Below are 12,580 nucleotides of genomic sequence, written 5' to 3' on the forward strand. Positions count from 1 at the left end.
ATATCATCCCCGGCCCGGCCTGTACTCGTCCGTCAGGGCATTCGATACCTCAGTAGGCGGAGTCGCGGCTCTCCAGTTCCGAGACGAGGCCATCGAGGGCTGCCTGCGGGTCGTCGACAACTCCAGCGACGTTCTTTTTCCACTCCTCGCGCAGGGGGGCGGCTGCCTCCCGCCAGGCGGCGACGTCCTCCTCGGAAGGCTCGATGATATTGTGGCCGTCCATCTCCATGATCTTCTGGCGGCCGCTGTCCTCGTTGTCGGCCCAGCCGGCGGCTACACGCTCGGCCCATTCGCTGGTGCAGTGGTCGTCGATCACCTTCTTCTGGTTCTCGGACATGCCTTCATATTTCGCCTTGTTCATCACCCAGGCGAAGGTCGTTGCATAGAGAGGGATGTCGAGATGATGGCTCACCGCCTTGTCGATTCCGAAGATGAGGATCGAGTTCCATGGGAAGGTGATGGCGTCGGCCACGCCCCGTTCCAGCGCATCGCGCGCCTCGGGTGCCGAGACCTGGGCATTCTGCCCGCCGAGCAGCGAGACGAAGCTCGCCATGGTGGCGTGGGCGGGGCGGACATTCATGCCGTCGACATCACCCGGAACCTTGATCGGCTCGCGCGAATGGAAGGTGCCCGGCGAGTGGAAATGCACGAGGCACACCTTGACATCCGACATCTCCTGCTCGGCGTACTGGCGGTACCAAGCGTCGAGCGCGGCCGAACCGCCCCTGGCGTTACTGATCAGGAACGGCAGCTCGCCAGCGCCGATGATCGGGAAACGTCCGGGCTGGTACCCCGGATTGATGAAGGAGATGTCCGAGATACCGTCGCGGGCCATGTCGTAGTGATCCTTGGCCTGTCCGAGCTGCTGGCCTGGATAGATGGTCACGTTGATCGAGCCGCCCGAAGCTTCCTCGACCGACTCGACCCATTCGGTCATGCCGTGCACCTGCAGCGGATGTTGTGGTGGCACCCAGTGGGCAAAGCGCAGTTCGACCTGATCGTCCTGAGCAAGTGCGCTACCTGTCAGGAGCGCGAATGCAGCGACTGTCGCTGCGAAAGTACGATTGCGAAACATGTTATTCCTCCCTGTTATTGTCCACCGTCGTGCCGCCCTGGCGCTCCGCCTGCGCCAGCCTCCTTCAGAAAGCCTAAGTCTGACCTGCCGAACACGCAAGGGAATTGTTTGCCTCCAAACTATCTTATGGCATAACGGCGCACGATGACGGAACACAACCCACGCGCCAAGCCCGGCCCTGCCAAACCGCCGCAAACTGGCGATATCGAGCTTGGCCTGCTCAGCGGCTATATAGGTTACCATCTGCGACTGGCGCAGAACGCCTCCTTCCGCGCTTTCCAGAGCAAGTCCGGACGCGACGATTTGCGGCCTGGCTGGTTCGCAGTGCTCAGCCTGATCGGCGACAATCCCGGCATTGCGCCGATGGCGCTGAGCCGCGCCGCAGGGCGGGACAAATCGACCCTTACGCCGATCCTGCGCGATCTGGCCAAACATGGCTACGTGGTTTCCAGTCCGCGGCCGGGGGACCGGCGCAGCTATGGATTGAGCCTGACCGAACTCGGCCGCGAGCGCTTCACCGAACTGGCTGCTCACGCGAAGGCGCATGATCGTGTACTGGACGAAATCGCGGGCGACCAAAAGGACGATCTCATCCGCATCCTGAAACGGATTGCCGAGGAGCTGGCCTGAGAGATAGCCGGCGGGCGCTTGCAGGCCCGGTCGAAAGATGTTTGATTCCAAACTAGTTTGGATATTGCAGGCCTGAGCGCCTGCCGCGAACCTGGCTGTGTTGTGGCGGCAAGGAGGAAAGAATGCTGGAGCGATCAGCGAATTCGGCGACGACGGGTGAAGTGACGGCGGGGGCCGCGCTCTTCACGCGCCTCAAGGCGCTCGGCGTCGACTATGTCTTCTGCAATTCCGGAACCGACTTTCCCCCGATCATCGAGGGTCTCGCGGAAGCGGCGGCGAAAGACGTGGCCTTGCCGGAGGCGATCGTCATACCCCACGAACATGCCGCGCTGGGCATGGCCCACGGTTATTATTTCGCCACCGGCAAGGCGCAGGCGGTGATCCTGCACACCAATGTCGGCCTCGCCAATGGCGCCATCGGCGCGATCAATGCCGCGACCGACCAGGTGCCGATGATCCTGATGTCAGGCCGCACCCCGGTGATGGAGTCCGGCCGCTTTGGCGCCCGCACGGTGCCGATCGGATGGGGCCAGGAAATGCGCGATCAGACGGCACTAGTGCGCGAGGCGAGCAAATGGGATTACGAACTGCGCTTTCCCGAACAGATCGGGCCGCTGCTCGACCGCGCGCATGCGATCGCCAACTCCACGCCCAAGGGGCCGGTCTATCTGAGCCTGCCGCGCGAGGTTTTGTGCGAGACCACGCCCGGCGATGCACTGCAGGCACCGCCAACGATGCGCGCCGTCTCCACGGCTCCGGATCAGTTGAGTATCGAGCAGGCCACACGGCTGCTCGCCGAGGCGCGTTCGCCGCTGATCTTCGCCCAGCGCGGCGCCGGCTCCGAGGCAGGCTTCGCGGCGCTCGCGAAGCTTGCGGACGAGTGGTCTATCCCCGTCTGCCAGTGGTGGGCTGTCGCCACCGCAATTGCCACCGACCATCCGTCGTATGTCGGGTCCGACCCGCTGCCCTGGATCGAGGAGGCGGACGTGATCCTCGTGATCGACAGCCTCGCCCCCTGGTCGCCCGACATCCATGTTCCGCGCTCCAATGCAAAGGTCGTGCATCTCGGGCCCGACCCGCTCTTCACTCGCTTTCCCGTCCGCACCTTCCGGTCCGACATCTCGATCGGCTGCGAAACCGGCGAAGGACTTATCCGCCTCGAGGAAGCGATGCGGACGCACCTCCACCGCCATGTCGGGGCCCGCATGCAGCGCCGCAAGCTTCTGGACGAGCTTGTGCCAGCGATCCGCAAAAAGGTCGCGAAGACGGCGGCTTCAAGCCATCCGATGACCAAGGCCTGCGTATCGAAATGCCTGTCGGATGCGATTGCCGGCGAGGACGCGACAGTGCTGTCCGAACTCGGCTGCCCGCTCGACCCGCTAGTCCTCAAGCGCCACAATTCCTGGCACCAGGAGCCGCATTCCGGCGGGCTCGGCTGGTCCTTCCCGACCGCGCTCGGCATGCAGCTCGCTGATCGCGGCAAACTGATCGTCGCCACAATGGGCGATGGCTCCTACATGTTCGCCAATCCGGTCGTCTGCCACCAAATTGCTGAGGCGCTTGAGCTACCGGTGCTCGTCGTCGTTCTCAACAATACGGAATGGGCGGCGGTGCGCCATTCCGTACTCGGCCTCTATCCCGACGGCTATGCGGCGCGCGCAAACCGTATGCCGCTCACCTCCCTACAGCCCAGCCCGAATTTCGTGAAGATCGCCGAGGCAAGTCGCGCCTGGGCCATCCAGGTGACGTTGGGCGATGAACTGCCGGAGGCGTTCGACAAAGCGATCCGCCACATCCGAAAGAAGCGCAAGATGGCACTGGTCGAGGTGATGATCGGCTGACGCGGATCACGCGATGGATTCGCGCGACAGGTTGTCCGCACGTGGCAATCGAGCGGCGCTAGCATCCCGTCAATCTCCACCTTTTATGTCCAATCCATCATGGGCGCGATGGCAACTTGTAGCCCGGAGCAGTTCATATCCGCACGCGCATTCGTCCTGACAATATCTCTTCTCCAATGCACCTTTCGAATGCCCGTGCTGGATATAGCTGTCATCCCCTTCCCCCGCCAGTCTGTTGGCACCAACATAGTCCAGGCGAAAGAATCACGCGTCAAAATCGATTTGCTACCGGTCCGAGACGGTCATCGGTCGACTTTGCTCTCAGCGGCTGCTTTGCGCCCCCATTCCTGCCATTTAGGCGCAGACAAACTTTGCCCGACAGCGGACGTTCATCCGGCGCTGTGTTCGTTGATTTGCTAAGGGCTCACATCATCCTTCGTGAGCGGCAAAAGTGGAAGCCCAAGCTCCTGCAAGAATGTGTTGTGGTTCGCCGTCGCATCGCGAATCTGTTTCTCGACATCGACCAACTCACCATGGGCAGCCATCAGATCGATTTCGAGCTCCTCCTCGGCCGTGCTGATGTAGCGAGAGATATTGAGATTGTAACCCTCCTCGGCGATACGCTCGATGCTGACGCGCTTGGAGTAGCGGTCCTCCTCCTTCCGGAACTGGTAGGTCTCAATGATCTTGCCGATATGCTCGTCTGTGAGCTGGTTCTGGCGCTTGCCCTTCGCAAAGTGTTCGGCCGAGTTGATGAAGAGCACGTCGTCGGGCTTCTTGCACTTCTTCAGAACAAGGATGCAGACCGGGATACCCGTCGAATAGAACAGGTTGGCGGGCAGTCCGATGACCGTGTCGATGTGACCGTCCTTCAGCAATTTGGTTCGAATTCGCTCTTCCGACCCACCTCTGAACAGCACCCCGTGAGGGAGGATGATGGCCATTACACCTTCATCCTTCAAATAGTGGAAACCATGCAGGAGGAAGGCGAAGTCGGCGGCAGACTTGGGCGCTAGCCCATAGTTCTTGAACCGCACATCATCGCCCATTGCTTCGGTCGCATCCCAGCGCAAGCTGAAAGGTGGGTTGGCCACGATCGCATCGAAGGAAGGCTTCTTGGCAGGGTTCAACTCGCGCAGGATATCCCAGTCATTGGCCAGCGTGTCGCCGTGGTAGATTTCGAACTCCGTGTCCTTCACGCCATGCAACAGCATGTTCATGCGGGCGAGGTTGTAGGTGGTGATGTTCTTTTCCTGCCCGTAGATTTTGCCGATGCCGTGCGGCCCCATACGCTTGCGCACGTTCAGCAGCAGCGAGCCGGAGCCGCACGAAAAATCGAACACGCTTGCGAGGCGCTCTTTCTTCCCGGTTGCTGGCTCCTGGCTGTCCAGGGTCACAATCGCGGAAAGGATATCTGACACCTGCTGCGGGGTGTAGAATTCACCCGCCTTCTTGCCCGAACCGGCTGCGAATTGGCCGATCAGATATTCGTATGCGTCGCCCAGCGCATCAACGTCGGACGAGAATTCGGCGAGCCCTTTGGCGATCTCGGTGAGGATGGTGCAGAGTTTAGCGTTGCGATCAGCGTATGTCCGGCCGAGCTTGTCTGAGCCAAGATTGATCTCCGAGAAAAGGCCATCGAACGTGCTCTGGAACGACTCCTCCTCGATATATTTGAAGCCCGCCTGCAGGGTGTTCAGCAGTTCACCGTTCTGGGTGCGTGCCATATGGGCGATACTGGTCCAGAGGTGCTCCGGCTTGATGACGTAGTGCGCCTTCAGGCGCATCTGCTTTTCAAAAGCCGCAACATCCTCCGGGTTCTGCGCGTACCACACGGATAGGGGCGAGCGCCCGCCATTGTCGATCGCGTTGGGATCGGGGTAGTCGCGCCCAAGCTCCTTCTTCGCAGCCGCCTCGTAGTTGTCCGACAGATAGCGCAGGAACAGGAAAGACAGCATGTAGTCGCGGAAATCGTCCGCATTCATCGCGCCGCGCAGCGTATCGGCGATGTTCCAGAGCGTTCTGCCCAGTTGCTTTTGGTTTTGGACGTTCATTATGCAGTTGCTTCCTCAGGGGCGGGCGCGGGCTCGGGCGCCGGTGCTGGTGGCCGGGCGGATGCGGTGCCAGGGAGGGCGAACTCGAACCGCGTGATGAATTCTCGAAGGATGCGGCGGAAGAGTTCCTTATTGTCCTCACCCATCTCGGTGGGTTCGTGGATCGCATAAGCGCCGTGGCTGAGCAGATTCAGCGCTCGGTTGAACAGCGCTCTGTCTTCATCGTTGTCGAGGGCCTTCAAGCAAAAAGCGATGCTCGGGTGCCCAAAGAAGGATGACGTTTTCTCCATGACACTGCGCAAGGCATTGAAGTGGAACGTGTAGAGTGTTCCTTTCCTCGGGTCAGCCGCACGCTGCAACTCGGCGAGCGTCGCCACGTGGTGGAAGAAGGGTGTGTCTTCCGTCGCCTGAAGCGTATACGTGCCGTCGCCGCTTGGCCGGTGCAGGAAATAGCGCCGATGCTCGACCGATGGCGCGTCATCAATCCTCCGACCGACTTCGTTGCACATGACGTTAAAGAACAGCGCATGGTGGGAAGAGAAAATCACCTTGATCGGGGCAGCCTTGCCTTCAGCGTCTTTCCGTGTGGCCGCCCGACGCAGGAGCTTGGCAAGGTCGCAGGCGACGGATATCGCATTGTTATCGTCCAGCGACGAGATCGGGTCATCGATATAGAGGTATTTCTTCCCCTGATATGATTCATGCCCATCTAGCATCCGTTCGCAGATGGCCATGAAGACGCACCATATGAAGATATTCTGTTCGCCGCGCGATACCTTGATGTTGGCCTCGCCGCCCTTGTTGAAACTCACATAGTCCGGCTTAAACAGTGTCTCGCCACCCTGCTCGACCTCCTTGTAAGTGAAGTCGAACTCGAAGTCGGCGTAGCGTGAAAGGTAGCGGGCGATTGTCTCGTCCAGCGCGAGCTCCGTCATCGCGTTGAAGAAGGACGACTGCTCGTTCAGCTGCAGACGGCGCACGCTGTCACCTTCAAGGTCGTTTTCCCAGACGAACAGATCCTCAGTGAAGGCGTTGAAATAGAGCGTGTCGGGGGTCCCGGTCGGGTTTTTCTTGTTCTGGCGCTTGCCGGCGTCCTTGAACTCCATCGACAGGCGTGTCTTGCCGGTGCGGTTGTAAGCATAGATCAAAACGAGCGAGGCCGGACCGGTCGGATTGTTCAGATCGTCGCGTAGCCGGGCCACCAGCGTTTTCAGGCTCTTGTAAGTGCTCATGCGTCGCGCTCCCCGATCCGGGGGAAAAGCTGCTGCATCAGCCCCTTCTTGTGGGTCTTGAGGGTGTCGAGCTTTCGGCTCTCGGCGGCGATGAGATCGTCGAGGGAGGCGAGGCATTTCGCTATGCGCTCTTGTTCTAGAAGATCTGGGACCAGTAACCGCACGGAGGAGAACATCGATTTATTGATGATCGGAACTGCCTGCCTTCCGGCGAGCAACGCGATGCGGTCGGAGGCGTTTGACAAGGCGAAATAGACGAAGCCATCCGAGTGCTTTGCGCTAGGGATGACGGCATTAATTTGTTGGTTCGTCGCGCATTCTTGAGTGTTTTGGGCGATCTTTCCGATGCTGGAGCCGATGCACACGAAAAGGATGCTGCCCGCCCTGACTGGGCGAGTTTTCTCGAAGCCTGCCTCGGTCAGCGTGGTTCTGGTTTCATCTACATATCGCAGGTCAGAGATGTCAGCGGGTGATACGAATGGAATGCTGCCTTCGTATAGGGTGGGGTCGGCCGTGCTGGGCGTGCTTCCAGTAATTACCTGACCAAAGTCGCCAACCGACATTTCCCGCCACTCCCCCGCCCCCTCGAACTCGGGGAACCGGCGACGAGGTTGGGTTTCGCCCTCTTGGGGGAAAAGCTGCTGCATCAGGCCCTTCTTGTGAGCCTTCAGCGCCTCAACCTTCCGCCCCAGCGCGGCAATCAGCGCGTCTGCCGAGCCCAGACAGTCGGCAATCTTTTGTTGTTCGCCTTCCTCTATCGGAAGGAGCATCCGTCCGGAGAGAAAGGTTTCGTTGGTAATCTGGAGCGTGTTCTTCGCTCCTTTTTGGCAAAGAGGTGAAAGGAACGCCTGCGCGCGCTCTGGCGCCTCAAAGAAGGCTTCGATCATCAAGCCCACATACGGGTTGTTCGGCGTGAACACCCCATAAAGTGGCGATAGCGCGACTTCCCCATCGAACTTGCATTGCTTGACGATCCCAAAGGGAAAAGCCCTTAGTGGGCTTTTCGTGTAAACCACATCAAAGCGATGCCCAACATTGTAGTTAGATGTGTCTGCGGCAGCGTAGCTACGACCCAAATGCTCAACTTGGTTGACGATACCGCTATCCATCGAGACAGAGAATACTTCGTGACGAGCTGTATTCTTGACCTTGTGCTCCGACAGAACACTCGACAGAGGCTCAAAGAGCCACGGCTCGAAAAATCCCGGAAAGCGTCGCTGAGGAATCAGTGCGACAGGCGATTTCCCCTTACTGCTCATAAGCGCTCAGCCCCGAAATCTCGCGCCCACCGGCGCGCTTGAGCAGTAGCGGCATCAGGTCGGTCATCAGGTCCAGTTCCTTGAGCCGCCGCGCCTTCCAACTCAGGCCAAGAGGTTCCATCAGGTCGGTCAGAGCCTCTCCGTCGAAAATCATGCGTTGCAGAATGGTATCGACAAAGCCTTCCAGCGCTTCGGTGGCCAGACCGTGCCTGTCCGCGATGTCCGCCAGTTCCGCCGCGTTTTTCTCCGCCTTGAAGCGGCTGTAGCCCTCCCGGATGGCCTTTTCGCTCAAGCCCTCGCCAGCCTTCAGGGTGTTAATGTAGGCTGCGATATCCTCGCGCTCGTCCATGAACTTGGCATCGGATTGGATCAGGCCAATCAGCTCTTCACGGCTCATCTTCTGCTTGCCGGGGGTGGCATCAGAATAACGGGCGATCAGGCCCATGATGTAGTCATAATCGATGACCGCCGATGCGAAGAGGACGAACTCAAAGTCCAGCTGGTCGGCTTCCTGCTCTGGCTTGTCCGCGCTCTTGCCTTGCTGGGCACGAAGCCGCTGAGCGGTTTCCAGATAGGCGCCGCGGAAGCCCAGAAGATTGTCGCGCGGCAGGACTTCTTCGATGGTGTTGCGGTTTTCTTCGGTCAGGTCTGTGTATTGGTCAAGCTGAGTCTTGAGCCGCTGGACCTCCTTGAAATGCTCAACGAAGGCCGCACGCGCCGCGTCACCCTTGAGGTTAGGCACTTCTTCAGGGGCGCAGTCGAGGCCCTGCGATTTCATGAAGGCGTCAAGCTTCTGGACGGCAGTCTCCAGTTTCTGGATGACCACTGGCGCCTTGTCGACCAGCCAGATCTCGCGGGCCTTTTCGGCGGCGGCCTCGCCCGAGAACAGCGCGATGGCGGCATCGACCGCGCCCTGCTGCTGACGGAAATCAAGGATGTTGCCATAGGGCTTGGTGGCGTTCAGCACCCGGTTCGTGCGCGAGAAAGCCTGGATCAGACCGTGATGCTTCAGGTTCTTATCGACGTAGAGGGTATTCAGGAACTTGGAGTCAAAGCCGGTCAGCAGCATGTCGACGACAATCGTGATGTCGATCTTGTAGTGCGCCTGATTGGGATAGGCGTTCTTCAAGTCGGCATCCGGCCATTGCTGGTCTTTGATGCGCTTCTGCACGTCCTGATAATAGAGGTCGAACTCGCCGATCTTGTGATTTGTGCCGTAATGCGCGTTGTAATCGGCAAGGATAACCTTCAGCGCTTCCTTCTTCTTTTCCGGCTCGACCGCGTTGTCCTCCTTCTCCTGCGGCAAGTCTTCCTGGATCTGCTTTACATCAGGATTGCCTTCGGCGGGCGGAGAGAAGACGCAGGCGATGTTCAGTGGCCGGGAGTCGGGATCGGCGGCCAGTTTTTCAGCCTGCATGGTCTTGAACAGATCGTAATACTCAATGGCGTCATTGATCGACGCCGTTGCCAGCAAGGCATTGAACCGGCGTTGACCAGTGGCTTGGTCATGCTTGGCGAGGATCGCTTCGATCACCGCGCGCTTCGCCAGTGGCTCGCCGGGCTTGGGCAGATTCTTGCCCTCCGGCTTGAAGTAATCGACGTGGAAGCGAAGGACGTTTCCGTCTTCAATGGCATGGGTGATCGTGTAGGTATGAAGGCGCTGCGGGAAGAGGTCTTCTGTCGTCTTCATGCTGGCCTGGGTGTCTTCGATCTTCTGCTGGGCCGCGTTCTGATCGAAAATCGGCGTGCCGGTGAACCCGAAGAGCTGGGCGCGCGGAAAGAACTCCTTGATCGCCTTGTGGTTCTCGCCGAATTGCGAGCGATGGCATTCGTCGAAAATGAAAACGATGCGCTTGTCGCGCAGGGGCTCCAGCTGCTCCTTGAAGCTCTTCTTGCCGCCTTTCTTCTGCTGCTTGTTGCGCTTGCTGTTTTCGTCCAGCGCGAGGCCCAGCTTCTGGATCGTGCAGACGATAACCTTGTCGGCGTAATCGTCCGACAGGAGGCGCCGAACGAGGGAGGCGGTGTTAGTGTTCTCCTCAACGCAGCCTTCCTGAAACTTGTTGAACTCCACGCGCGTCTGCCGATCCAGATCCTTGCGGTCCACGACAAAGAGGCATTTCTCAATGTCCGGATTATCTTTTAGCAGCGTTGAAGCCTTGAAAGAGGTCAACGTTTTGCCGCTGCCAGTGGTGTGCCAGACATAGCCGTTGCCGCAGTCCTGGGCGATCGAGTCCACGATCGCCTTCACCGCGTAGACCTGATAGGGCCGCATCATCAGGAGCTTTTGCTCGCTTGCGACCAGAACCATGTAGCGGCTGATCGTCTGGCCAAGGGTGCATTTGGCGAGGAAGGTCTCGGCGAAACTGTCGAGATGGACAATCTTTTTGTTGTCGACATCCGCGAACTCATAGACTGGAAGGAAGCGCTCTTCGGCATTGAACGCGAAATGGCGCTCATTGTTGTTCGCGAAATAGAACGTCCGATCTCGGTTGCTGACAATGAATAGCTGAAGAAAGCACAAGAGGGTCCTAGTATAGCCGTTTCCAGCGTCGTTCTTGTATTCGACGATCTGCTCCATGGCACGGCGCGGGACAATGCCGAGTGTCTTTAGTTCGATCTGAACCACCGGCACGCCGTTGATTAGGAGGATGACGTCATAACGATGGTGACTGTTGTCGGTGTTGATGCGTAGCTGGTTCACCACCTCAAAGGCGTTTTTGCACCAGTCCTTAATGTTGACCAGGGTGTAATGCAGCGGAGTGCCATCATCACGCGTGAAGCTGTTACGTTCGCGGAGGATCCGAGCGGCTGTAAAAACATCCGGCGTGACGATCTCGTCGAGAAGCCGAGAGAACTCTGCGTCTGTGAGGCGAACGCGATTTAGTTCTTCGAACCTCTTCCGGAAATTCTGCTCCAGCGAGGCGCGGTCGCGAATGTCTGGGCGATGCTCATATTTCAGGTCCTGAAGCTTTGTAACAAGTGACTTTTCGAGGGCGTTTTCAGTTCTATTCATAGTGAGAATGCCGCTCCATCGTCACAAAGGCTTACAGAGCCCCTTCCAAGATTCGATACATCTAGCGGTATAGCGGCAAGAAGTGGAGCCTGCCAAAGGAATGCGATACGGCTTGGCGTCTCAAGCCAGCCCGAGATGGGATGGTAGAATGAACGTCGGCTATCTCCAGTGTGGAGGCCAGAACCGGACAGTCGGGTCTCGGCCCCTATATCGACGGCCGACAGGCACAGCGGATCACCTAGTGGTCAAACTATTTACTTCTCGGTAAATTTGAGACAGGAATCAGTGCTATCAGCGTGATGGAATACGGGGGAATAGCGCATGCACATCGAACAGAGTGTCGTCGACGCAGCCCGGCAGTTTATCCAGGAACGCATCGTGCCGCACTCGGTAGAATGGAACCGAAGTGGCGAGGTCCCGGCCGACGTGCTGGCGCAGATGGGCGAGATGGGGCTCTTCGGGCTTCTGGTCGCTCCCGATCATGGCGGGGTGGGGGCAAATCTCTCCACCTTCATCTCTGTGGTCGAGGAAATGGCGGCCGGAGATGGCGGGCTCTCCACTCTGGTGCATGTCCACAATCTCGGAACGGCGCTGCTTCTCTCGCGATTGGGCGACGAGGATCAGAAGTCCGAATGGTTGCCGCGCATGGCGTCCGGTGAAACCATCGGGGCCGTCTGCCTGACCGAACCGTCGGCCGGGTCCGATCTCTCGGCGATCCGCACGCGGGCGCGGCGGGTCGATGGCGGCTGGGTGCTCGACGGGTCGAAGCAGTTCATCTCGAACGGCGCTCGCGCCGGTCTCGTGATCGTGCTGGCCGTTTCGGACGCGGATGCCGGCTCGCGCGGCAAGACGTTCTTCCTCGTGCCGAAGGGAACGCCCGGGCTTTCGATCGGACCGCAGGAACGGAAGATGGGCCAGGTCACGTCCGATACGGTCCAGGTGCATCTGGACAACTGCTTCGTCCCGGATTCCGCCGTGCTCGGCGGAGAAGGGCAGGCCCTGCCGAAGACGATGGGCATGCTGTCGGACGGGCGCATCTCTGTCGCCGCCCAGGCTGTCGGCATGGCGCGCGCAGCCTACGAACTCGCCTCCCGCTATGCGCAGGAGCGGCAGGCATTCGGGCGTGCGATCTTCGATCACCAGGCCGTCGCGTTCCGGCTGGCAGACATGTTCGTGCAGATCGAGATCGCGCGGACCTACACCCATCACGCGGCACGGCTCTTCGACGAAGGCGTCGAATGCGTCCGCGAGGCTTCCGTCGCGAAACTCTTCGCGGCCGAGATGGCCGAACGGGTTTGCTCCGACGCGATCCAGATCCATGGCGGCTACGGCTATCTCAACGACTACCGCGTCGAGCAGATCGCGCGCGATGTCCGCGTCTGCCAGATCTACGAAGGCACCAACGACATCCAGCGCCTGATCATCGCGCGCCGCATCCGCGAGGGCTGACAGACCCGGGACCGCCACCATGGTCTG

The 12,580-nt window shown here is 59.4% G+C and carries 8 protein-coding genes; 3 read left to right on the forward strand and 5 right to left on the reverse strand.

Annotated elements, in window-relative coordinates:
- Positions 1-49: 49 nt before the first annotated feature.
- Positions 50-1,075, reverse strand: coding sequence for a TRAP transporter substrate-binding protein (locus FQ775_RS10865; protein WP_146299198.1), 1,026 nt, complete (start codon positions 1,073-1,075; stop codon positions 50-52).
- Positions 1,076-1,219: 144 nt separating this feature from the next.
- Here FQ775_RS10865 and FQ775_RS10870 point away from each other — a divergent pair, with 144 nt between their 5' ends.
- Together FQ775_RS10870 and FQ775_RS10875 are read left to right on the forward strand one after the other, a co-directional pair.
- Positions 1,220-1,705, forward strand: a complete 486-nt coding sequence (locus FQ775_RS10870; protein ID WP_146299199.1) for a MarR family winged helix-turn-helix transcriptional regulator — start codon at positions 1,220-1,222, stop codon at positions 1,703-1,705.
- 122 nt (positions 1,706-1,827) lie between these two features.
- Positions 1,828-3,546, forward strand: coding sequence for a thiamine pyrophosphate-requiring protein (locus tag FQ775_RS10875; protein ID WP_146299200.1), 1,719 nt, complete (start codon positions 1,828-1,830; stop codon positions 3,544-3,546).
- 416 nt (positions 3,547-3,962) lie between these two features.
- On the opposite strand, the gene FQ775_RS10880 is transcribed toward FQ775_RS10875, so the two are convergent.
- From FQ775_RS10880 to FQ775_RS10895, 4 genes are read right to left on the reverse strand one after another with little or no spacing between them, the layout of a single operon-like run.
- Positions 3,963-5,600, reverse strand: coding sequence for a type I restriction-modification system subunit M (locus FQ775_RS10880; protein ID WP_146299201.1), 1,638 nt, complete (start codon positions 5,598-5,600; stop codon positions 3,963-3,965).
- Positions 5,600-6,832, reverse strand: a complete 1,233-nt coding sequence (locus tag FQ775_RS10885) for an AAA family ATPase (protein WP_146299202.1) — start codon at positions 6,830-6,832, stop codon at positions 5,600-5,602. Before FQ775_RS10885 ends, FQ775_RS10880 begins: the two co-directional genes overlap by 1 nt.
- Complete coding sequence (locus tag FQ775_RS10890; RefSeq protein ID WP_146299203.1) at positions 6,829-8,091, reverse strand: restriction endonuclease subunit S; 1,263 nt, start codon at positions 8,089-8,091, stop codon at positions 6,829-6,831. The genes FQ775_RS10885 and FQ775_RS10890 overlap by 4 nt, the downstream gene beginning before the upstream one ends.
- Complete coding sequence (locus FQ775_RS10895) at positions 8,081-11,104, reverse strand: type I restriction endonuclease subunit R (protein ID WP_146299204.1); 3,024 nt, start codon at positions 11,102-11,104, stop codon at positions 8,081-8,083. The genes FQ775_RS10890 and FQ775_RS10895 overlap by 11 nt, the downstream gene beginning before the upstream one ends.
- Before the next feature lie 321 nt (positions 11,105-11,425).
- Here FQ775_RS10895 and FQ775_RS10900 point away from each other — a divergent pair, with 321 nt between their 5' ends.
- Positions 11,426-12,553: an acyl-CoA dehydrogenase family protein gene (locus FQ775_RS10900; protein WP_146299205.1), complete on the forward strand. Its 1,128-nt coding sequence runs from the start codon at positions 11,426-11,428 to the stop codon at positions 12,551-12,553.
- Positions 12,554-12,580 lie beyond the last annotated feature (27 nt).

It is taken from the genome of Nitratireductor mangrovi (assembly GCF_007922615.2).
Classification (GTDB): Bacteria; Pseudomonadota; Alphaproteobacteria; order Rhizobiales; family Rhizobiaceae; genus Mangrovimarina; species Mangrovimarina mangrovi.